The organism is Enterococcus sp. B2E4 (genome assembly GCF_030499455.1).
Taxonomy (GTDB): domain Bacteria; phylum Bacillota; class Bacilli; order Lactobacillales; family Enterococcaceae; genus Enterococcus_D; species Enterococcus_D casseliflavus.
In genome coordinates this window covers 1-22947 of the sequence record NZ_JAUKPK010000015.1, presented here as the reverse complement: position 1 = coordinate 22947, position 22947 = coordinate 1, and the positions used below count along the sequence as shown (strand labels likewise).

The window sequence follows — 22947 nt, the reverse complement described above, 5'->3', positions numbered from 1 at the left end:
GAAATATTAATAAAAAGATAATTAGAAATTTTATAATTATTTTAATATGAACTAAAATTCAAAAAAAAATTTCAGCTTAAATGCCTGCCTTCTCACAGCTTGCTCCCTTCGGGAATACTTGGACGACAGCTTCCGAGTTTGGTGCGAAAAGAGGAAGTTGCTATTATTTTTACCTTTCCTTTAGAAAGTTTAAAATTTTCTAAAAAGCACGAAGCAAACATTGTAAGCGATTGCTAAAATAGGAAAACCTGCTATACTATAAGTGTAAGGAGCAAGGATTCCCAGTAAAGCAGACGAAGCAGGTTCTGCAAGAAAAGAATTGTTGTCAACTTAGAATAAAAGACAAAGGATGTGGGAATTTGAGTTACTCCTTACTAATTGAATAGGATTCGGCGATGGGCATCGTTACCTGAGGATCAAAGTGGACATAAGAACCTTTGAGAACCTAGAAAGCACAATCGTCGAATCTATTTTTTTGCTCTTTTTTTCAGGCATCGTCCCCCCTCCTTCTGTCGAAACATGCTATAATTAATCGCATTGAACGAAAAAACGATATGGAGCTATTCATAAAATGAACTATTATTATCACTTCCTCGTGAACCCTGCCTCAGGCAGTGGACGAGGAAAAAAAGCGGTGGAACGTGTGCAAAAAATTGTAAAAAAACATCGTTTTCCCCATCAAATCTACTTAACAAAGTCGCCGGGGGACGAACGAACGATCACACGAAAACTCTTAAAAGAACGCCTCATTCCTTGGGATGAGGTCTATTTAGAAAATGGCGAGATGCTTTATCCATTATTGGTGGTTATCGGCGGTGATGGAACGTTGCACCAAGTAGTATCAGAGTTACAACTTGAACAACAACAAATCCCCGTTGCCTATATCCCTGCTGGTTCAGGAAATGATTTTGCTCGGAGTATCGAGTTGCCGCGGGAACCAGAAAAAGCATTTTGGAAAATTGCTGGTACTACTAAGCCTCAAGAATTGACCATTATCCGTTATGAGGAGCAGATCCAAGAAGAAAATGGCATTGCTCTTAATAATGTCGGAATTGGTCTTGATGCGGCAATCGTCTATACCACCAATCACTCTGTGGCAAAAAGCAATCTAAATAAGTTTAATCTTGGCTCCTTTTCCTATATCGCTGCGATTATTCGGGTTTTGTTTCGCCAAAAAGGCTTCCCGATCTTAGTTGAGTGCAATGGGCAGCAGTTCAGTTACAAAAAAGCTTTTTTATGTACCACGACCAATCATCCTTACTTTGGCGGCGGTGTGGCGATTGCTCCAACCGCTTCAGTCAAAGAGAAAAAGTTTGATTTCGTTCTTGTCGAACGTGTGTCGCTTTTTAAGATTTTTTGGCTGATCGGCTTACTGATGCGAAAGAAACACATGAATTCACGTTACTTTCACCATCTTTCCACTTCGAAGCTGAGAATCATCTCCCCCGTTCCTCAACATGGACAAGAAGATGGCGAGGAAATGGGGCAACGCCCCTTTGATATTACCTTTACCACGGCTTCACAATTATTCTGGTGCCCATAAAAAAACGATACAAATCGCTGCTGATTTGTATCGTTTTTCTATCCGTTCGATCATTAATTTTTCGCCGAATGGTATTGCCAACGACGGCTTCCTTCTCTTCCCAAAATAAATTGGAGCATTGAAAATACGGCAGCAAAAGCAACTAGTACGAAGCCATTGAACCAAAAAGATTCTGTGAACGCTTGATTATAAGTGAGGGTTTCACTGATCAATGTATTGTTTTGTACAAACCAATAGGTTGGCGTAAACGCTGCAATTTTATTGACGATATCTGGCAGGAAATTCGCGGATACAAAGACACCACCGACAAAACAACTTCCTGTTATGAAGATATTGCTGATCCCACCGATTGCTTCTGAGTTTTTCACCAGGGAAGTGACACAAGCTGAAAAGCTGATAACTGGCAATAAAAACAAGAACGTATTCAAAATGTGGTACCAGGCTGCTGTATCCCAAGACGTGCGAATCACTAATAACACCATCAGTAGTAGAAAGCCGAAGGTCAAGAGTAGCGAGTAGCTGATCAAACTTAGAAGGATTTTCCGCTGCAATACACGCTTCGGAAGTGGTGCACTCTGGTTTCGCTTGCTGATTTCTTTGCGATTGAATGCCAAGTTGATCACACCAAACCCGCTAAATACCGAGAGAAAGAGCCCATAAGACAATAAGTTAAAGGTCATGCCAGTCAACAGTTTTTTCATTCGCTGCCCATACTCTGCACTCAGCTTCACATCCCCTGTGACCGCTAGTGCAGATTGCGCTTGTTCTATCGCCGCTGCGACGGTTTTGCCTTCCTCCTGAAACAAAAGGACTGTTTGTAAAAAAGTGTTCACTTGCTGAGTGACGACTGTTTTAGAAAAGGCATCGGGTCGACTTTGAATCTCGATCGTCGGCATCTTGCCTGCCTCAACTTGATAAGTGAAATCTGCTGGCACATGCAAGACAATGTTTACACGATTAAAATAAAGCGCATCATCAATTTCTTTTTGCGAGGTGCCATCCAACGTGACCAAGGTTTGCTTTTCTTTTAAATAGGCTCGGAGACCATCCACGACAGACGACTCCTCCTCACTGATCAAAGCAATTTTTGCCTCTTGCAAAGAGGTGTTTTCGACATCGATGCTTTGTGCATAAAAGAATGTGACAACAACAGTGATCAATACCCCAATCAGTAAGTTCGACTTATTTTCTTTAAGCAAAGTCCAAATCGTTTTATAAAGCGTCATAGCGCACCCCTCTTTCGATCCAAGCATTCCCGATGGCAAATAGGACGATAAATCCAGTCAGCCATAGAAGATTGGTATAAAAGCTAGTCAAATCTGTATAGTAGTACAATTGATACAGGCTTTCACTGATCAAATTGACGAGATTCACTTGCCCCAACAGTGGCACATGCAGATCAAGCCAATACTTGATTTGTTCCGAGCCCATCATCCCGGCAAAAAAGCTCATTGCCATCGTCACGGAGACCAAAATTCCGTCCTTTTGCACCAAATTCATTTTTGGTGTCAGATTCCCAATCAATGTCCCTAGCAAAATCGCACACAATGATCCTAATGCGGCAACCAGCAGTAACCACTGCCAACGTTCGCCGAAGTCTACTTGATAGACAAAACGAAAGACGGCTAAGATAAGATAGATTTCGACTAACACAATCGTAAAACTTGCCGCTAAATTCGCACTTGAAACCAATGTCCGTTTCCTTGGTATCAAGGAAAGCCGAATACCATTCGCGGATTGATTGGCTTGCTGATCCTGGACATTGCGGACACCCCACATCGTCCCGTAGAGGATCGCCATCCCGATCAACGTAAAGAAATAGAAACTTTTGAAACTCATGTCACGATCAGCATTCACTTCTTGAAAGGTCGCTTCCTGCTCAAAAGCCGATAGAATTGGTGCCAGATCAAGGCTCTCAAGTTCTGCCGCTTTACTAGCAATGATTGCTGTGCGTTGTAAAAATTGATCCATTACATTTTTCATCAACGACTGGCTCATGCCCGCTTGGCCCACATGCAGAGAAATGGTTTCATCATCAATCAGATAATACCCAGCTAAATCACCGGCAGTCAGCTTCTCAGCTGCCTCTGCCTCTTGTAATTCCTCGAGTTCAAATAATGGTTTTTCATTGATTTTTACTTGTTCAAGGACGGTGGGAAAATTTTCCGAAAGCGCTGTTTGATCTCCAGTCTTTACGATCCCCGTTGTGATCGTTTCTAGATTGCCCGCTTGATCGATCTCCCCGAAGGCAGCCATAAACATTAGACCTAAGAGGATAGGAAACGCCAACGTCCAAAACAGCATGGATTTATTTCGCAGCAACACTTTTGTGCGGTATTTATAAAAATGCCAAAACATTGTGATTCCCTCCTTTAGTCTCTCAATTCCTTGCCCGTGATCTCTAAAAAGACATCATTCAAGGTGGCTTCTTTGGTTGCAATTTTTCCATAAGTGATATGCTCTGCTTGTAAGAGCGTCAGAATCGGTAATAAAACTGTATTCAGCTCCGTCGTTGTTACTTCAAGCTGACCGTTTTTATAGGCGATCCCATCAGAAGCAATGGTTTGCTGAATCGTTGTCAATACAGGCTCAGGCAGTAAGGGGATATCGATGGTCAAACGATCCGCTGTCCGTACCATATCTTTTAGAGATTCCTTGGTTCCTTTAGCAATCACCTGTCCTTGATCCATAATCACGATCTGGTCACAAAGAATCTCCACCTCTTCCATGTAATGGGTCGTATAAACAATCGTCGCTCCTTGACGATTCAGTTCTTTTATACTTTCCAAAATTTTGTTCCGACTTTGAGGATCGACCGCTACCGTGGGTTCATCTAAAAAGATCAAGCGCGGCTTATGAGCGATCCCGCAGGCGATATTCAATCGTCGCTTCAACCCACCGCTGAGCTCGCCTGGGTGAAACGTCACAAAATTTTCCAATCCCACTAATTGAATCACTTCTTCGATCAAGGCTTGGCGTTTCTGTTTGTCAGCAACATATAAACCGCAAAAATAATCGATATTTTCTTGCACACTAAGTTCTTCAAAGACGGCAACATCTTGAGGAACGACGCCAATCATTGCCTTGACGGCATAATTTTCCGGGGTCATGATTGATCCAAACAGTTTAATGGTCCCTTTGTCATAATTTAACAAAGAGAGCATACAGTTGATAGCGGTGGATTTCCCGCTCCCGTTTGGTCCCAATAATCCTAAAACTTCTCCTTCTTGTACGTGCAGATCAAAATGGTTCAATGCCACAAAATCACCATAGCGTTTTACTAATTTATCAATTTCGATAATCATGATGAAAAACTCCTTCCAAATTTCTTGTTAATCTGACTATAATAAAGTTCAAGGAAAGAAACTAGTGACGATTGGCTAAACCAACCATGACATTTGTCACAATGAAGGAGTCTCCTATGACGAACTATCGACCACTCACCGAAGCGGGCTTTTTCCTCGCTATCTCATTGTTCTTATTGGTAAACCAAGGATTTGTTGCTGTGCAAGTCATCTATCTGCTGATCGCTGTTTTATTTACTGGCGTCAGTTATTTGCTGCCTAAGAAACCAAGCTGGTTTTTTCAAGTTATTCTGTTGCTGCTATGTGCCTTTTGGCCAGCGCTTGCCCTCTTTTTGCCCGCAATGATGCGGGTGATCGCTCCAAAAGAAAGACAAGATGATGGTTTATTCCTATTAGGTTTTTTGTTGATTTCGACGGTTGGCAACCATTCACCCACTGAGCTCGCCTTTATCATCCTGCTACTGCTTTTCGCTTTTTATTTACGAAAAAAAGAGCAGCGAATGATCGATCTTGAGAAAAAATATATTGCTTCAAAAGATACCCATTGGGAAAAGCAGCAGCAGTTATCGGAACAAAACAAAGCATTAGCCCTGTCACAAGAGACAAAATTAGCCTTACAAATCGCGGAAGAACGAAATCGAATCGCGCGAGATATCCATGACAATGTCGGCCATCTACTTTCGAGTGCCATTTTACAAATTGGTGCGCTTGAAATGATCAATCAAGAGCCGAAATTAAATGTGCCGTTAGCAAATTTGAGTGCAACGGTTCACACTGGGATGGATCGCATTCGGCAAAGCGTTCATGATCTCCATGAAACCTCGATTTCTTTTCCGCAGGCCATAGAGTTTCTGATTGCTGATTTCCCCTCTTCCGTAACGATTGAAGGAAACTTGTTTGAAGGATTGAGCGAAGCACAGCAAAACTGTTTCTTAATGGTCATCAAAGAAGCCTTGACCAACAGCATCAAACACAGTCATGCCAAAACCGTTGTCGTGCATTTTCGCACGTTGCCCGCCTTTTACCGTTTGCAGATCACCAACGAGGACGTCAATTCACCCCAAACTGCAAACAGCGGAATCGGTCTAAAAACGATGCGTCAACGGGTCCAGGAGCTACAAGGTCAAGTTCATATTTTGCAAGAAAACCAACGCTTTCAGTTGACGATCATTTTACCAAAGGAGGAACACCAATGATTACTGTAGTCATTATTGATGATGACCCGTTCGTGACGACCTCGTTACAAACCATTCTTGAAAGCACAGAAGAGATTCAGGTGTTGGGTATCGGTCATTGTGCCAAAGACGCCATTGCTCTTTACGAAGCCCATCGTCCTGACGTTTTGTTGACCGACATCCGTATGCCGGAACAAACTGGGATCGCTGCTGCCAAAGAAATACTGGCTAAATTTCCCCAAGCGATCCTCTTGCTTTTGACCACCTTCAAAGATCAAGAATACATTCGTGAAGCCTTTTCTATCGGTGTCAAAGGATATTTGATCAAACAGAACCTGCAAGCGATCATCCCTTCTGTCAAAGCCGCATACAATGGGCAAGTCGTGTTTGGGAATGAGATCGTCGAGACCTTCACGCAAATGATGAAGAACCAACCAGCGATAGATAATCAAGCATCTTTTAGCGAACGTGAACTTGCGATCATCAAAGAAGTAGCAGCGGGTAAAAATAATAAAGAAATCGCTGATGCCTTGTATTTGAGTGATGGAACCATTCGTAATTACATCAGTCAATTACTAGAAAAGCTGGAGTTGCGGGATCGCACGCAATTAGCGATCTATTATTATCAGCATTTACAGTAAACCTCATCGATTGCAAAAAAGCCTGAAGAATGCGAAGCTGCATTCTTCAGGCTTTTTGTTTTCTACTCGATTATCCGACTGTCATAGTATTTTTGTGGACAAGCTATGGATTTCCAGGACTGCCAGGATTCGTTGGGTTATTCGGTGTGTTAGGCGGAAAAATCGGCGCCTTATCTAACGTTTTTTCTAACCCTGATTCTTCCCGATCGCCTCGTTCTGACTCAGGACTTTCATCCAATTTGAATTCTTTTTCCATCTCATCTAATTTTTTAAAGTCGTTGCCAGATTCTTTTGCTAATTTTGCTAATTTATCTTCGGTTTCTTTCGCCATAACGTAACGCCTCCTTTTGATTTTAGCTTAGCATAAGAAGCTAAAAAACCAAAAGAAAGCGCTCACTAACGACCCTTTTTTAGTATTTTCTCATCTTTGAATCAACCATTTTTTGCGGGCATAAAGTCGTATGGAGAACAATCCTTCATGCCAATCATTGGATCCACTAAATGCTTTTTGACCATCGTTAAGGTCAATACACCATCGTTTGGCGTTTCTTCGATGAGTGCTTCTTCCCCCGTAGTCCCTTCACTTAGAACCTTATCCCCTGAAAGAGGCTTTGCCATTTCTGTCTGATTTGATGCTGACGGTTCCGTCTCGGCAAAAGCAAACAAATCAAGCCCACTATCTGAGGTCTTTTCTACCGCTTGCTTGTTAGCACTAACTTCAGTGCTGGATTGCTCCTTTATCTTCGTCGAAGACGTTTTTACTTTCGTGTCAACAGAGGAATCCTCATAAAATGGATCATCCGCTTCTTCAAATTGGGCCAATTTTGCTCGTTGTAACGGCGTCATTTTTTCTGTGCCATTGATGCGTTCTTTCAGCGTCGTTAAACGAGTCGCAGATTCGTGGTTGACACAAGTTTGGTACGCTTGTGGTTCACCAAGTAAAATCAGCATCTCTTTGCTACGGGTCACAGCAGTATATAGCAAATTGCGCTGCAGCATGCGTTGGTATTGATGAACCATCGGCAAAATAACCATTTGAAATTCACTGCCTTGAGATTTATGGATCGAACAACAGTAGGATAACGTGATCTTGTTCCATTCATTCCGCTTATAGGTCACTTCGTTGGCATCAAATTGAATGACCAGCTCGTCGACCTTGTCTTCCGACTGTTTGGCTAGAGTGATCCCAACGATTTGGCCCATATCGCCATTAAACACGTTATCTTCAGGAGAGTTTACCAACTGCAAGACCTTATCTCCGATACGATACACCGTATCATTGAAGGTCACCTCTTTTTTGGTCCCATCATTGGGGTTAAAGATCTCTTGCATCATTTTATTAAGGGCATCGATACCCGCTGCCCCACGATACATCGGTGCCAACACTTGAATATCTTGCGGCGTGTAGCCTTTGTCTTTTGCCCGTTTCACGATCTGAGCGATCAACGGTTCGATTTTGTAAGCATCACACGCAAAGAAAGAACGATCTTTTTGGTTTTGTGTAAAATCTGCAGGCAGCTGCCCGTTTTTTATGGCATGGGCGAGTGGAATAATACTTGACCCATCGCCTTGGCGGTAGATCTCCGTCAATTCTTGTTTCGGGATCGCATCGATCGCTAGCAAGTCATGAAGAACTTGTCCTGGCCCCACAGAAGGAAGCTGATCTTTATCCCCCACAAAAATCACTTGCATGTTCGTAGGAATCGACTTAAAGAGGGTATTCGCCAGCCATGTATCCACCATAGACATCTCATCGACGATCAGTAAGCCGCCTTCTAATTCTTTTGGACTGATCGATGGCGCTTTTTCACGTCCGTTCAAGCCTAACAAACGATGGATCGTACCACTTGGCAAGCCAGTCGTTTCGTTCATTCGTTTGGCGGCTCGACCAGTCGGTGCTGCCAAGAGAATCGGAAAGGTTTCGTCGCTGTATTTTGATGGTTCTAAGTCCAAATCGTTCAATTCAGCAAACAATTGTACGATCCCATTGATCACCGTCGTTTTCCCAGTACCAGGTCCTCCTGTCAAAATAAACAATGGCGAACGAATGGCTTCTTTGATTGCTTCTTCTTGCGAAGACCCATAGGTGATGCCTAAATGCTTCTCAATTTTTCGCAGCGTTTTGCTGATTTTTTTCTCAGGATACACGATCTCTTTTTTGCGGGAAAGCAAGCGTTCGATTGAACTAGCGATTCCCCACTCAGAAAAGTACAAACTGTTTTCATATAAACGAGTTTCTTCTTGCTGGATTTTTCCTTCCTCCACTAATTGAATGATCGTTGATGCCAGGTCGTCTGGCGCGATCTCAATAGGACGACTCGTCTCTAATAAACGCAGTGTCTGCTCTAACAAGTCCTGAGCGTGGATAAAGGTATTACCCGTCTGCAAGGACTGGGCGAAGATTTGATGCAAGACCGCCGCTCGAAACCGTTGCGGTGACGAAGCTTCGATCCCTAGCTGCTCAGCGATGCCATCTGAACGTTTAAAGCCAATGCCTTCAATGTCTTCCACCAGCTGGTAAGGATTTTCTTCGATAATTGCTAATGCTTCATTCTTGTAGGCTTGGTAGATTGCAAAAGAAAGCTGACTACCAAAACCATAACGGCTCAAGCCAACGATCACTTGATCCATCCCATGATTTTGCCGAACGGTATCTAAAATCATTTTTTGCTTACTTTCATTCAATCCTGGAATCTGCTCCAACAATGTTGGTTCTTCCAGCATCCGGTCGATCGCTTCTTCTCCTAAAAGATCAACGATTTTTTCAGCGGTCTTCTTGCCGATCCCAGGAAATTTTTCTCCAGAAAGGTAGGCGATCAACCCTTGTTCAGAGGTCGGTTGTTCTTGTTGGTAGCTTTCGGCCTTCAACTGGACGCCATACTTGGGATGATTGACCAGCTCACCAAAAAACCGATACTTTTCCTCTTCTTGGATTTCGCCGAAACTACCAGTAACGACGATCTCCGAGTCTTTGTAGTCGGCATTATTCTCAGTGACTTTAACTAATAGTACTTTATAAAAATTGCTGGGATTCTGGAAAAAGATGGCGGCAACATGGCCGACAAAAAACGTTCTTTCTGGAATCATGGTGCCGCTCCTTTCATGGTTTACAATAAAGCGTCTAATCCTGCCTGATTGCTTAAAAAGCTTGCTTCATTCCAAAGTTTTAGTTCAAAAGGCAATACTTTTTGTTCATTCGTCTCTAATAAGCTAACGCTGTTATTGACTAATCCACCTTGCTCTCTTAATTCGGCTAATGGTTTGCCTGCAAGCCACTGGATAGCAGCCGTAAAGGATGCGCCATGACCGACGAACAATAATGGGCCTTCATGTTGCATCACCGCATCCATGACGACGGTCTCGATTCGGCTCAATGTTTCTTGGATCGGCTCACCTTTAAAGGCACTGGGATCGTATCGATCCAGGTGATTACGCAAATCAGTCAGTTGTTGGGGATACTTCTCATGCATTTCATCGATGGACCGACCTTCCAATTCACCGAGTCCGATTTCTCGCAGGTTCTCATTATAAATGATTTCAACAGGGTGTTGGAGTCTTGCTTGGATCTCTTGGGCAGTCACTTTTGCTCGCAAAGATGTACTTGAGTAAATCTTCTCAAAAGGAATAGCTGCCAGATAATCACCGAGTAATTTGATCTCGTCATAACTTTCTGGCAATAACGGCGAATCCCCCAGCATTCCTTGAAAGCGGCGTGCTTGGTTCCACTCTGTTTTTCCGTGACGGGTAAAGTATAATTGCATCGAAAAAGCCTCGCTTCTTAGTCTAATTTGTCGTTCTCGTAATGATGCGTCAATTCCAACTCTGGGAAGCCTTGCTGCCGCAAAACTTCATAAATGATCAAGGCCGCCGTATTTGAAAGATTAAGGGAACGAACGTGCTCATCATTCATCGGAATCCGCAAGCATTTTTCGGCATGCTCTCGCATAAAGCTTTCTGGAAGCCCCGTCGTTTCTTTCCCAAAAATGAAGAACTGATCGTCATCTGCGGTGTAATCGACATCAGAATACACTCGATTGGCAAATTTCGAGATCAGGTACAACGGACGCGCTCCTAAAAAGTCCATAAAAGCAGCTAAATCTTTATGATAGGTAATATTGACATTATGCCAATAATCAAGCCCAGCACGCTTCAATTGCTTGTCATCCGTTGAAAAGCCTAAAGGCTCGATTAAGTGTAAATGAGTATTTGTTGCTGCACACGTCCGTGCAATATTCCCCGTATTGGCTGGGATCTGAGGTTCAAAAAGAACGATGTGATTCATAGATAAAAACTCCTTTCGATCGGTTCTCGCATTGATTTGTGTCGTTAAACGTTACGTTTTCCATTGCATGCTCAGTAACTACTTCAATAACTTCTATAGTACCATATTTTGGCACGCTTGTTTTTCTAGAAACAACATTTTTTGGGCGCTTTTTTGGGCATAAAAAAAACGTACCAACTCGGTGTCGATCACTGCGAGTCGTTACGTTAGTGAAGCTCTTTTCACTAACTTTTATCAGAACAGGAACCTGATAAAAACCAATGAAAAATGACTTGAGAACAATATATCACTCCCATGGCATGATTGCAAGAGTAAATAACAAAAAAGTTCAAAATATTTTCAGGAAATTTTCGCAATCAACACCTCAACATCAACCGTAATCTGTGTCAAAGGGGTTTGTCGCAGCTTTTCTTTGCGTTCCTCCGAAGCCCCCCACTCTAACGGGGACATGGCAAGTAAATCTTGACGATTTTCTTCAGGGATCGCAAAAACATGCGTCACTCTTTGACGGGATGCGTTGGGATAGTGTTCAAAAAATTTGCTAACGACCCGTTCATTCGAATACTGCTGTTTTGTTTCGTTATCAGGATAAAAAGCGGCTCGTAGCTCTTTTAAATAGTCCGCCGCAGGAACCACTTTGATCAGCTGTCCGCCTTTTCTTAGAATGCGGTTAAACTCCCCATAATTTGACGGCGAAAATAGATTGAAAATCGTATCAAAGCTCGCTTCAGCAAACGGCAGGTTGGTCAGATCCGCCACACACCAAAAAGCTGGTACGTTTTGATTGGTTGCTAGATAGACTCCGTCCTTGGCAATATCAAAGCCGACAGCCGCCTGAGTCTTTTCATTGACCAGCTGAGCCAGAAAACTGCCTTCCCCGCAGCCAACATCTAAAAGATGCTTAGCATCTCCCAAAGCTGCTTTGATGGTCTCAAGGACTGGTGCATACATGCCGCTAGCGATCATTCGTTGACGCGGCAAAAACAGTGCTTGATCATAATCTGCTTTGACTTGATGATCCAAAAAGAAAAGTGTGCCTTTCTTTGATAAGTCAAATCGATGACGATTTGGACAAACCAAGCCATTTTCGGTCGGGAAAAATGCTTGGCGGCACAATGGACATTCAAACAAGTGATAATGGGCGTTTAAAAATAGGCGCCCGCGATCGATTTTTTTTAACATTCAACTTCCCTCATCTCTGCTCTACTTTAGCATATTCTTGTGGTAGAATGCTAGTGGATAGAATAACAAATCAATTGAACACCCATCAAATGGAGGTAAATCATGTTAAAAGAATTTTGTGCAGAAAACTATACCAATATTCCCTTAGCAATCGCCCGAGGTGCAAAGCGCATCGAACTCTGTGATAATTTAGCAGTCGGCGGAACAACACCAAGTACCGGCGTGCAAGAAGAAGTTCTGCAATATGCTGGCGAAAAAGGAATACCCGTTATGACGATCATTCGACCTCGGGGCGGTGATTTTGTTTACAATGATACAGAATTGAAAATCATGCATACCGACTTGATCGAAGCAAAAAAATTAGGAACAGACGGCGTTGTTCTAGGTTGCTTAACTCCTAGCGGCTGGTTGGACGAAGAAGCATTGGAGCTACTGTTAGAAACCGCAGAAGGCTTGCAGGTTACTTTTCACATGGCATTCGACGCGATTCCTGTAGCGCGCCAATTCAAGGCGATCGATTGGTTAGCTGAGCATGGGGTACAGCGGATTTTGACCCATGGTGGTGCTGCAGGCACTCCAATCGAAGCAAATTTCGATCGTCTGAAAGAATTGATCGCCTATGCTGGTGAGCGTTTAACGATTTTACCTGGCGGTGGCATTTCCTTTGAAAATGCCCAAGAAGTTGCCGATACACTAGGTGTAAAAGAAGTTCATGGAACCAGAATCGTTGACCTTAACGATTGAGCTTGAAGGACACAAAGAAATCCCCACAAACGATGCGTTTCTATCGTTTGTGGGGATTCTTTTAGATCGCTTGCAATAAGTCGTATTGTGATTGATACAAATGGTGATACAAGCCTTTTTGTGCCATTAGCTGATCATGGTTACCCGATTCAGCGATTGTCCCCCCTGCCACGTAAAAGATTCGATCAGAATTTTTGATCGTGGACAGTCGGTGAGCGATGATAAATGAGGTTCTGCCTTCTAACAGCTTCAACAATCCTTCTTGCAGCAATTCTTCTGTCTTCGTATCGATACTTGAGGTCGCTTCATCTAAGATCAAAATTTTTGGATCAGCCAACAACGCTCGGGCAAAGGAAATCAGTTGGCGTTGCCCTGCAGATAAAGTACTTCCTCGTTCTTCGACGACGGTTTGATAGCCATCTTTCAACTCCGTGATAAAGTCGTGGGCACGGACGATCTTCGCTGCTTCGATGATCTCTTCTTCTGTCGCATCTAATTTTCCATAGCGAATATTCTCTATGATCGTTCCTGAGAAAATAAAAGTATCTTGCAGCATGACACCCATTTGTGAGCGCAGCGATTCCAGCGTCACGTCACGAACGTCCATCCCATCCACTTTAACACTGCCTTCATTGACATCATAAAAGCGGCTCAGCAAGTTGATGATCGTGGTCTTCCCTGCACCAGTAGGACCAACCAAAGCAATACTTTCCCCAGGTTCAATGTGGAAGTTAACATCAGAAAGAATGTTTTTGCCTTCTTCGTATCGGAAGGTCACGTGTTCAAAATCAACGGTCCCTTTCATCGTTGGCAATACTTTTGCATCTGGTTTGTCTTCGATATCTGGGACTTCATCCATCGTTTCAAAAATTCGTTCAAGATAGGCTGTTGCTGTAATCAAAGAATTATAAAAATTCCCGATATTGATGACTGGATTCCAGAAATTATTGATATAACTGATAAAAGCGATCAGAGTACCTGTGCTGACATCGACACCGATCTGACGAATGCCGACAAAATAAATCAAACAAGTCGTAATGACTGAAATGTTTTGCACCCCTGGCCACATCAGAAACTGAATTTTGACAGCTTTCATCCATGAAGTCCGGTAATCATTGCTGACTTCTTGGAAGATCTCAGCATTTTCTTCTTCTCGCGCAAAGGATTGAGTAATCTTGATACCAGCAATACTTTCATGAATGTAAGCATTTAGATTGGATTGTTTATTACTCAACACCTGATAGGCTTTGCGCTGGTTATTCTTGATCACCATCACCATGATGAACAAAATTGGCAGCAACGCAAGGGAATACAAGGTCAATTTGAAGTCGATCGCAAACATAAAGATCAAGGTGATGATGACGTTGAAAACATCCGAGATCAAATTGATCAGGCCGTTGCTCAATAGGTCACTCAGTGTATTGATATAGTTTACTATGCGAATCAAGATCTTGCCGTGGGGCCTTGTATCAAAATAAGAAAAAGGCAGTCGCTGCAGATGTTCAAAAATATCAAAGCGCATATCCTTCAATACGTCTTGACCAATATTCGTGATATGGTAGATACGGTAACGCATGCAGACGCCGATAACGATCAAGGTCACTAGAAAGGCAGTTCCTAGAAGCAGCAATTGGTTGACATTTTTCTCAGGAATCGATGAATCGATCGCGATCTTTGTGAAAACGGGCGCCAACATTCCTGCTAAGTTTGCCAGAATGATCGTAAATAGGACTTTGGCAATACTTCTTTTATAAGGAACGACATATTGTGACAAGCGTTTGAAATCCTTCCAGCTAAACTCCTGGTCTAATTCCTCATCCACATCAAATTTATTTCTCGCCATCGTCTTCACCTCCTGACAAGCCTAATTGTTTTTGATACACTTCGTAGTATTTGCCCCGCAGACTGACAAGTTCTTCATGGGTCCCTTGTTCAACGACTCGTCCTTTTTCCATCATCAGAATCTGATCGGCTTCTCGAACAGAGGAAATTCGATGCGCAATGATAAACGTCGTTTTCTCTCCTGTTAATTTTGTCAGCTCCTGTTGGATCTTCGATTCTGTCTCCATATCGACGGCAGACGTCGTATCATCCAAAATCAAGATCGATGGATCTTTGGCTAAGGCCCGTGCTAGGGAGATCCGTTGTTTTTGTCCGCCAGAAAGCCCTACACCTCGCTCGCCCACGATCGTTTCATAGCCTTGAGGCATCCGAGAAATAAAGGTGTCTGCATCAGCGACTACCGCCATTTGCCGAATAAAGCCTTCATCCGCTAAAGGATTTCCAAAAGCAATGTTGTCGGAGATGGTATTGGAAAACAAGAAGACATCTTGCATCACCATTGAAATGTTTTCCCGCATTTGGCGCACGGGATACTCTTTGGCGTTTTTTCCATCAATCAATACTTCCCCTTCAGTCGGATCATAAAAGCGTCCAACTAAATTCACTAACGTCGTTTTCCCTGACCCAGTTTCCCCTAAGATCCCTAACGTTTGGCCAGGGCCAATTTTGAAGTTGATGTTTTCCAACACATTTTGATTCGGATCATCCGAAAAGTGGAAGGAAACATCTTTAAACTCTACAAATCCTTTGATTGGCTCTAATTTTTCTTGTTGATGAACAGGAATTTTCGATTCTTGCGCCAACATTTGCCGAATTTTGATACAGGCTGCAGAAAATCGCTGAACATCGTTGATCAACCAACCACTCATGCGCATAGGATTATTCAACATCCAAAGATAGCCATTAAACGCAACAAGATCCCCTAATGTCATCTCGCCGTTGATAACGAAGATCCCACCCAAAATCAAGGCAATGACTGACAAACTTCCTGCTAAGCCGTCAAGCCATGGCAGATAGGTACGGGATACTTTGGCAGATGCCATATTGCGGGTCTTAAAATCTTCGTTGTAGGAGCGAAATTTTTCAATCTCAAAATTTTCACGAGCAAAAGCTTTCACTACTCGATTGCCGCCGATATTTTCTTCCACCATTGAATTCAAGCGCGAAAAGCTCTCACGAATATCAAAAAACAGTGGGTGTGCTTTTTTAGACATGCGATTCGTCAACAGAAAAATGATCGGTGTGACAGCCACCAATGCCAACATCAATTTCCAATCAATAAAGCTCATGACCACCACCGCAGAAAAGAACCACAAGATACATTCAGCGATATTATAGGTCACCCAAGAAACAAAGTGGCGTATGGCATCAGTATCCCCGGTCATTCGTGCCATAATATCTCCAACCCGTGTGTGATTAAAAAAGTCGAAATCCAATTCCTGCAGTTTCTGATACAAGTCTTCCCGTAAATCGTATAGCGTATTTTGTCCGACCCGTTCAAATAAAATTTGATAACTGTAGCGGACAATGGTACGAATGACGGTCGTTGCGATCATGATCAACAATAATGGAATCAATAAGTGCGTTTTTTGCTGATTGATGACATCATCGATCACCATTCCTCCCAAGTACGGATTAACAATGATCAGCGCTGCATTGATCACTAAAAACAGGACTGCCAATATGATTTTTCCCCGGTTCTTTTTGGCATAGCGCCAGATCCATTGTGTATTACTCATCTAATTCCCCCTCTCGTTGTTAAGCTTAGCGTTTTGAAAAGCGATTTGAATGGTTTTTCTTACTCATTTTGATGTAAAATATTAGTAAGAAGCACCATTCCCTTTTTTTACAGGAAATAAGCACCCAATTGGAGTGAATCAGCCATGAATTTAGTTAACCCTCGCACGTTTAATCCAGAAATCATCTATCTCTTTGACCCATGGACGCAATCAGAAAGTCATGGAGAAATGCACCATCATGACTTTTTAGAAATCAGCGTCTTATTAGAAGGAGAAAGTACCTATTATTTTGAAAAAGAACCAGCGAAAAAAATCCGTGCTGGCAGCGTCATGCTTTTCAATCCTGGCGTCGATCACTGCGAATTGCAGCCTAAGGGCACTCGCTCCCATCAGCTGCATATTGGTTTAAAAAATATTTCTTTGGAAGGTTTTAAACGGAATTTTTTCCCTAACAAACACCCCTTGTTGGAGCTAGGCAAATACCATCATCAAGTTTTGGAAAAAGCCTGGCAGTTGGTAAGAGAAAGCAGTGAAGAGCGGGATGAGTTTCAATTGATGCAAAAGGCTGTTTTGATGGAGATGCTCGTCTACATTTTACGTGGACTAAATGAAGACCATATCAATGTCTTGCCTTACCTTTCCAAAAGCCAACGACGACAACAACAGATCGTCAACTATACGGTCTATTACTTGGAAAATCATTACAAAGAAGAAATCACGTTAGAGAAGCTCGCACAGGATCAATTTCTCAGCCCGACGTACCTTTCAAAGATTTTTAAAGAGGCGACGGGTGTCAGTCCCATCAACTACTTGATTGAGATTCGCTTAAAGCGTGCCAAAGACATGTTAAAAAATGAAAACCTCACGATCAAAGAAGTCGCCTCTGCTGTGGGCTATCAGGATGCTTATCACTTTAGCAAGTCTTTTAAAAAACTTTATGGTGTCTCTCCTTCTGGGGTATTGCCAAAACCAAAAAATTAAAGAGCAAGCCGATGACCTTCCTTCGAATGAAGAATCATCGGCTTGCTCTTTTTTGTTCATTGAATAAAATAGTTCATAAAAAGACTGGCAATGTTGAAGTAGATCAAAACACTGGTCAAATCGCTAAGGGTCGTGATAAACGGACCACTTGCCACTGCTGGATCAAAACCCAGCTTGTCCATCAGCATCGGGATCAAACTTCCCGCTAAGTTGGCTACTGTGATGGCACACATCATCGCCATCCCAATCACAAACCCTAGAATCGGATTTTGTTTCCAGACAGCTACGATAGCAAAAATCGTCAACCCCGTGATGGCACCTGTGAACAGTCCCGTCAGCACTTCACCGACCACCGTCTTCATAAAGCTGTTTTCTTTGTCGTCATTGATCGCCAGACGACGAACGGCTACAGCTAAGGATTGGGTACCAGCATTACCGGCGGTCCCAGTGATCAGTGAGATAAAAACAGCGAGAATACTTGCTTCGCTGACCAACTCTTCATAATGACTGATCAGACTGGCGGTGGCCATTCCGAGAAAGAGTAAGGTGATAAGCCAAGGCAAGCGTCTCGAAGACGCTTTGATCGGGTTCTCACTGACTTCTTCCACATTGACCCCTGCCAAACCCGAATAATCACTGGCTGCTTCATCATCGATAACGTCGATGATATCATCGACGGTCACGATCCCTAATAGGTGATCGTCATAATCGGTGACTGGCAATGCGAGAAAGTCATAATCCCGGAAGGTCTGAGCGACATCCTCTTGGTCATCTCCAACATGAACCGACATCACCCGCTCGTTCAAAATATCAGCAATCATGGTATCTTCATCATTGATGATCAAGTCTCTTAAAGAAATAACGCCCACAAGTTTGTTGTCGGTATCCACGACGTAAATATAATAAATCGTCTCAGCAACATCTGCGGCATTTTTTAAGACATACATCGCTGAACGAACCGTTTGGTTGGCAACAATGGAAACAAACTCGGTTGTCATCAATGATCCAGCTGTTTCATCTTCATAATGCAATAGTTCTTTGATCTCGCTAGCGGCTTCAGCAGTCATCAGACTCAAATATTTCGCCGTTTGTTTCTTGTCCAATGTATTCAGTAGATCGACAGCATTATCGGTATACATCTCTGCTAACATCGTTGCAGCATATGCCGGCCGCATTTCTGAAAGATAGTCCACCATGTTTTCATCGTCTTCTTCAATGACGTCAAACATATCTGCCAATTCTTTCGGCGATAGATACGTATAGACGATTTGTCGATCGTCTGCTTCTAAAGATTGGTAGAATTGACCCTGCTCGTAGATATGCAGATCCAAGAATGCCTCACGAAATCCCTGGATATCATTGTCTTTTAGTGCTTGATTCAGTTGATCAAATCGTTCGGTTAATTCTTGATTTTCATCCAATCTCTTCACCTCATTTGTTATTGCTTATCGATAGCTGAACAAACAGCGGCCATGTCTGCAGGTAAAGGCAGTTCAAAAGCCAACGGTTCATTCGTAAAGGGATGCTGGAATTGCAGCTGACAGCAGTGTAATGCTTGTCGTTTGATCCCAAGAGCCATTGTACCGCCATACATCTCGTCTCCTAATAAGGGACAACCGATTGCAGAAAAATGGACCCTTATTTGATGTGTCCTGCCTGTGTGTAACTGAATATCAACTAAAGCGCAATCTGAATTGCGTTGTTTTAGCCAATACTCCGTCCGTGCTTCTTTTCCTTCGTCACTGACCTTGCGTTTCAATAGTGACGTCAGGTCCCTAGCAATCGGCAGCTCAATCTCACCATGGGCAGAAAGTGCGGGCAGTTCACCAGCAACGAGGGCTTGATATTTTTTTACGACCTGCTTCTTTCGCAACTGGCTATCCAGCTTCGCATGGGCAAACCCATGTTTTGCAAAAAGCATCAGTCCTGATGTGTCACGGTCTAACCGCGTGACTACATGAATCACTTGATCTTCATAGTGCTGCGCTTGATAGTAGGCCTTGACGCGATTGGCCATCGTGCCAGTCGGATGATATTGCGCAGGGATCGATGAGATGCCTGCTGGCTTATTCACGACTAACAGATGGGCATCTTCATACACGATCTCAATCGGTGTCGGGTCAGCCAGCATCGTCTCATGTTCCCCTTCAGGAGGAATTACAATAGTTACCCTATCATTTTGCGCCAAAGAAAACAAGACGTTTTGCTCGTGATCGTTGACAAATATCTTTCCGCCTTGAAATTTGATTTTTGCTAACAGTCCTTTGGACACCCCTTGTTCCTTCAAAAAGTATTTGACTTGCTGTCCTTGTCCAGTATAGTGATACGTAAATTCCATGGGTTTATTCTTCTCCAATAAAGGAATCTTTGACCCGATTCCAAAAATGCATATGCCGATAAGACGCAAAATGAATCCGTTCATCGGCAATACGGTAATAGATAGCATCGATTTCTTCTTGTTCGATGGTAAACTGATCGATCGTCACTAAATAGTCGGTGCTTTGCTGCAGTTGTACTTTGACCCATTCATGGTGACCCACGACGATCGGCGAACCAAGGGTCCGAAAGACACGATTGTTCAACGAAGCAATCTCTGCCAATTGAAAGGCATTGATACTTGGGTGCAAGACTGCCCCACCAACACTCTTGTTATAAGCAGTGGAGCCGGTGGGCGTTGAGATCGATAAGCCATCGCCGCGAAACTTTTCAAAGAGGTCTTCTTTAATAGAAATATCGGCAACCATCGTTCGATTGCCGCGCTTGATCGTTGATTCATTCAATGCTAGGAAATGCTTGTCTGATTTCCCATTCGCATACGTGATACGGACATCTAATAACGGATAGCTGACGCTTTTTTGATGGTCATTGCATAATGACTCGACTAGTTCTTCCAATTCATAATCTCGCCAGTCCGTGTAAAAGCCGAGATGACCCGTATGGACGCCTAAAAACTGTACTTGGTCCAACTTATGATTGTACAAGTGAAAAGCAGAAAGGAGCGTGCCATCTCCCCCAACAGAAATCACTAATTCAGGATTGTCTTGATCGATCTTATTTTCAGATTGTTCTAAAAGCGTAGTTAAACGCTTTGTCACTTCTACCGACTTGCTTTCTTGATTATGGACGATTGCCACGCGGATACCTTTCATTCCGTTTCCCCCTTTGGCAACGGGTTCTGATCATGTCCGCCTCGCTTGCCTTTCCCATGTGAAAATAACCGTTGTGCCTCTTGGATCTCTTCACGGATATTGGACATTTCTTCATCTAGCTGATAGGCGGCTTCTGCCGACCGACGCAGTCGTTCACTGATTTCAGCGGGAAATTCCCCTTGGTATTTGTAGTTTAATGAATGTTCGATCGTTGCCCAAAAATTCATCGCTAGTGTCCGGATTTGAATCTCAGCTAAAATAATTTTTTCCCCGTCGATCAGTTGAACGGGATATTCGATCACTAGATGATACGAACGGTAGCCACTGGCTTTTTTATTGGTGATATAGTCCCGTTCAATGATCACTTTCATGTCTTTGCGTGTTCGTAAGAGTTCAACGACTTGGTGAATGTCTTCCACAAATTGACACATGATTCGCAAGCCAGCGATATCAGACATCTCTTCTTCCAGCCGATCCAAAGCAATCCCACGTAATTTACTTTTCGTTAAAATGCTATCCACTGGCTTGACCCGCCCAGTGACAAATTCAATGGGAACATGCTTGTTTTGTTCCCGATATTGTTTTCGTATGCCTCTTAATTTTACTTTTAATTCTGAAACCGCCTGTTCATAAGGCGCTAAGAATTCTTCCCAATCTCGAATCATTCTTCTCCCTCGATTCTGTTCATAACATACCTCTTATTCTACCATACTCTTGGAATAAAACTGAATGAACAGAAGAGCAGAAACAAAAGATTTTTTGTCTATCCCCCAACATCTCTGCTTTTCTTTGTTTGGTTTCTTTGACGGAATAGTTGAAACAGCGTACACTATGGTTGCAATAGAAAGAGAGTGAGAAACGATGGTCGAACAAGTAGAGATTGAATATAAAACAATGTTGACGGAAAAAGAATACCACCAGCTGCTTGCTTATTACAATTTGTCAGAAGAAGCATTTAAGATACAAACCAATTACTATTTTGATACGGTAGATCATAAGCTGCGGGAAAAGCACTTTGGCTTGCGTATTCGCACGACTGCTACCAATGCGGAATTAACGCTAAAAACCCCCATTGAGCACGGGTTATTAGAGACGACTGATCCTTTGACGAAAACGTCCGCAGCTTCATTGATTGCTTCAGAAAAAATTCTACCTACGGGTATCGTTGCTCAACGCCTAAGAGCGGCAGGTATCGAGCCTGACAAGTTACGTATGATCGCAGCATTAAAAACGAAACGGGCGGAATTTCCGATTGAAGAAGGATTGCTCGCGTTAGATGAAAGCTGGTATGGTCAACAGCATGATTATGAGTTGGAGTTAGAAGTCAACGAACCGATTAAAGGGAAAGATGCCTTTCACTCCTTGTTACGTCTCTTTGGCGTTCCTTACCGACCAGCGAAAAACAAGATCATCCGAGCCGTTGAAGAAAAATCATAGTAAGCTGTCCTTTTGCTTACTTTTTTCGCGTTTTTTTGCTATATTTAATAAAACATACTTATTTTGTTTTTCAAGGTACAAAAGAATCTTAATTGGGGAGAGATTCAAATGATCGAACTGTTTTTATTTATTAATCCGATTGGGCCTATTTGTTATGATATCGAAAAAGAGATTCTCAATAAATTAAACACCAGCCGCAAAAAAATCCATTTGCAGATCCTACCTTTCGTTAACTTGTTTTCCGTAGGTGTCTCAATGGACTATTTGTCCATGAATAAGACGGATTTGGTCTTGCGAAATGAACAGACCAACCAAATCTATGCTGCATCACTGGACTATAAGGCCGCTCAGTTGCAAGGGAAAAAAATTGCGCGGGATTTCTTGTTGAAACTGCAACAACGGATAGGGATCGAAAGACAAGAATATAGCGATGCCTTAGTGAAAGAATTATTTTCTGAAACGAATGGTGATTTAGAGATGTTCCTAGAAGATCGATCCTCTGAGCTAGTGAAAAAGAACTTTGCCACCGATCAGCGTGTAGCCAAAGATATGGGCATCACGATCACACCCTCTGCTGTGGTGTATGATTTTTCAAGTGAAGAAGAATATGGGGTCCTTTTAGAAGGATCAGAGGAACTGAGAAGTCTTCCGCTCGTCTGTGGTACAGCAACAGAACTCGATACATTTTTGCAAAAAGCTCAGTCTTTGAAAGCACCAAAACTTTCCACTATTCATGAAATTGATCGCGGGTTGATTCTTTTATGAAACCCTATTCAATAGCGACGCTGCGCAGCGAGCCAAACGATGATCTTGTGTTTGGCTCGCTGCGCAGCGTTTTTTATTGTGGACAAACAAAAAAACAAACCAATCCTTTACGGATTGGGGCTCTATAATTTATGGGACTGATGAATCAGAATTGATTCTTCA

General features: G+C 42.8%; 21 protein-coding genes. 7 read left to right on the top strand and 14 right to left on the bottom strand.

From position 1 onward, the window contains the following. Nucleotides 1-571 precede the first annotated feature (571 nt). Nucleotides 572-1543 (top strand): diacylglycerol kinase family protein, encoded by a 972-nt coding sequence (locus tag Q1X33_RS11490; protein ID WP_201689455.1) that lies wholly within the window; start codon nt 572-574, stop codon nt 1541-1543. A 53-nt stretch (nt 1544-1596) separates the two neighbouring features. Here Q1X33_RS11490 and Q1X33_RS11485 read toward each other — a convergent pair whose 3' ends face one another. The 3 genes from Q1X33_RS11485 to Q1X33_RS11475 are packed head-to-tail and all read right to left on the bottom strand — an operon-like array spanning nt 1597 to nt 4848. Beyond that, nucleotides 1597-2769: an ABC transporter permease gene (locus Q1X33_RS11485; RefSeq protein WP_301969676.1), complete on the bottom strand. Its 1173-nt coding sequence runs from the start codon at nt 2767-2769 to the stop codon at nt 1597-1599. Further along, nucleotides 2756-3901 carry an ABC transporter permease gene (locus Q1X33_RS11480; RefSeq protein ID WP_005229746.1) on the bottom strand — a complete coding sequence of 382 codons (1146 nt, stop codon included), beginning with the start codon at nt 3899-3901 and terminating at the stop codon, nt 2756-2758. Before Q1X33_RS11480 ends, Q1X33_RS11485 begins: the two co-directional genes overlap by 14 nt. 14 nt (nt 3902-3915) lie before the next feature. Further along, nucleotides 3916-4848, bottom strand: a complete 933-nt coding sequence (locus Q1X33_RS11475) for an ABC transporter ATP-binding protein (RefSeq protein WP_005229741.1) — start codon at nt 4846-4848, stop codon at nt 3916-3918. A 116-nt stretch (nt 4849-4964) separates the two neighbouring features. Between Q1X33_RS11475 and Q1X33_RS11470 the strand changes: the two genes are divergently transcribed. Together Q1X33_RS11470 and Q1X33_RS11465 are read left to right on the top strand one after the other, a co-directional pair. Continuing rightward, nucleotides 4965-6044 (top strand): sensor histidine kinase, encoded by a 1080-nt coding sequence (locus Q1X33_RS11470; protein WP_005229740.1) that lies wholly within the window; start codon nt 4965-4967, stop codon nt 6042-6044. Then, a complete protein-coding gene (locus Q1X33_RS11465) occupies nt 6041-6664 on the top strand; it encodes a response regulator transcription factor (RefSeq protein ID WP_005229739.1) in 624 nt (207 codons plus the stop codon). Before Q1X33_RS11470 ends, Q1X33_RS11465 begins: the two co-directional genes overlap by 4 nt. A 103-nt stretch (nt 6665-6767) precedes the next feature. Here Q1X33_RS11465 and Q1X33_RS11460 read toward each other — a convergent pair whose 3' ends face one another. From Q1X33_RS11460 to Q1X33_RS11440, 5 genes are all read right to left on the bottom strand, one after another. Next, nucleotides 6768-6995 (bottom strand): hypothetical protein, encoded by a 228-nt coding sequence (locus tag Q1X33_RS11460; protein WP_005229738.1) that lies wholly within the window; start codon nt 6993-6995, stop codon nt 6768-6770. A gap of 101 nt (nt 6996-7096) precedes the next feature. Next, nucleotides 7097-9751, bottom strand: a complete 2655-nt coding sequence (locus Q1X33_RS11455; protein WP_005229737.1) for an ATP-dependent RecD-like DNA helicase — start codon at nt 9749-9751, stop codon at nt 7097-7099. A 20-nt stretch (nt 9752-9771) separates the two neighbouring features. Further along, on the bottom strand, nt 9772-10425 hold the full coding sequence (locus Q1X33_RS11450; protein WP_005229730.1) for a histidine phosphatase family protein: 654 nt from the start codon (nt 10423-10425) through the stop codon (nt 9772-9774). A 17-nt stretch (nt 10426-10442) separates the two neighbouring features. Beyond that, nucleotides 10443-10946 (bottom strand): tRNA (uridine(34)/cytosine(34)/5-carboxymethylaminomethyluridine(34)-2'-O)-methyltransferase TrmL, encoded by a 504-nt coding sequence (trmL, locus tag Q1X33_RS11445; protein WP_301969675.1) that lies wholly within the window; start codon nt 10944-10946, stop codon nt 10443-10445. Nucleotides 10947-11285: 339 nt separating this feature from the next. Beyond that, nucleotides 11286-12128: a methyltransferase domain-containing protein gene (locus tag Q1X33_RS11440; protein ID WP_005229724.1), complete on the bottom strand. Its 843-nt coding sequence runs from the start codon at nt 12126-12128 to the stop codon at nt 11286-11288. A gap of 102 nt (nt 12129-12230) precedes the next feature. On the opposite strand from Q1X33_RS11440, the gene Q1X33_RS11435 reads away from it, so the two are divergent. Next, nucleotides 12231-12872 carry a copper homeostasis protein CutC gene (locus tag Q1X33_RS11435; RefSeq protein WP_005229722.1) on the top strand — a complete coding sequence of 214 codons (642 nt, stop codon included), beginning with the start codon at nt 12231-12233 and terminating at the stop codon, nt 12870-12872. A 61-nt stretch (nt 12873-12933) separates the two neighbouring features. Here the strand turns inward: Q1X33_RS11435 and Q1X33_RS11430 are convergent, their stop codons facing one another. Both Q1X33_RS11430 and Q1X33_RS11425 read right to left on the bottom strand, forming a co-directional pair. Further along, a complete protein-coding gene (locus Q1X33_RS11430) occupies nt 12934-14715 on the bottom strand; it encodes an ABC transporter ATP-binding protein (RefSeq protein ID WP_005229720.1) in 1782 nt (593 codons plus the stop codon). Beyond that, the gene (locus Q1X33_RS11425; RefSeq protein WP_010749432.1) at nt 14702-16453 is read right to left on the bottom strand and encodes an ABC transporter ATP-binding protein; all 1752 of its coding nucleotides are present in this window, start codon (nt 16451-16453) and stop codon (nt 14702-14704) included. Before Q1X33_RS11425 ends, Q1X33_RS11430 begins: the two co-directional genes overlap by 14 nt. A gap of 144 nt (nt 16454-16597) precedes the next feature. Here Q1X33_RS11425 and Q1X33_RS11420 point away from each other — a divergent pair, with 144 nt between their 5' ends. Then, nucleotides 16598-17434, top strand: a complete 837-nt coding sequence (locus Q1X33_RS11420) for an AraC family transcriptional regulator (RefSeq protein ID WP_005229716.1) — start codon at nt 16598-16600, stop codon at nt 17432-17434. Nucleotides 17435-17490: 56 nt separating this feature from the next. On the opposite strand, the gene mgtE is transcribed toward Q1X33_RS11420, so the two are convergent. The 4 genes from mgtE to Q1X33_RS11400 are packed head-to-tail and all read right to left on the bottom strand — an operon-like array spanning nt 17491 to nt 21248. Next, nucleotides 17491-18855 (bottom strand): magnesium transporter, encoded by a 1365-nt coding sequence (gene mgtE / locus Q1X33_RS11415; RefSeq protein ID WP_005229714.1) that lies wholly within the window; start codon nt 18853-18855, stop codon nt 17491-17493. Nucleotides 18856-18872: 17 nt separating this feature from the next. After that, on the bottom strand, nt 18873-19772 hold the full coding sequence (locus Q1X33_RS11410; protein WP_005229712.1) for an RluA family pseudouridine synthase: 900 nt from the start codon (nt 19770-19772) through the stop codon (nt 18873-18875). A gap of 4 nt (nt 19773-19776) precedes the next feature. Continuing rightward, nucleotides 19777-20574 carry an NAD kinase gene (locus Q1X33_RS11405; protein ID WP_026008090.1) on the bottom strand — a complete coding sequence of 266 codons (798 nt, stop codon included), beginning with the start codon at nt 20572-20574 and terminating at the stop codon, nt 19777-19779. Between the two features lie 5 nt (nt 20575-20579). After that, nucleotides 20580-21248, bottom strand: coding sequence for a GTP pyrophosphokinase family protein (locus Q1X33_RS11400; protein ID WP_005229708.1), 669 nt, complete (start codon nt 21246-21248; stop codon nt 20580-20582). Nucleotides 21249-21444: 196 nt separating this feature from the next. Between Q1X33_RS11400 and Q1X33_RS11395 the strand changes: the two genes are divergently transcribed. Continuing rightward, nucleotides 21445-22020, top strand: coding sequence for a CYTH domain-containing protein (locus Q1X33_RS11395; RefSeq protein WP_005229706.1), 576 nt, complete (start codon nt 21445-21447; stop codon nt 22018-22020). 108 nt (nt 22021-22128) lie between these two features. Next, a complete protein-coding gene (locus tag Q1X33_RS11390; protein WP_005229705.1) occupies nt 22129-22785 on the top strand; it encodes a ClpXP adapter SpxH family protein in 657 nt (218 codons plus the stop codon). Nucleotides 22786-22947: the final 162 nt, after the last annotated feature.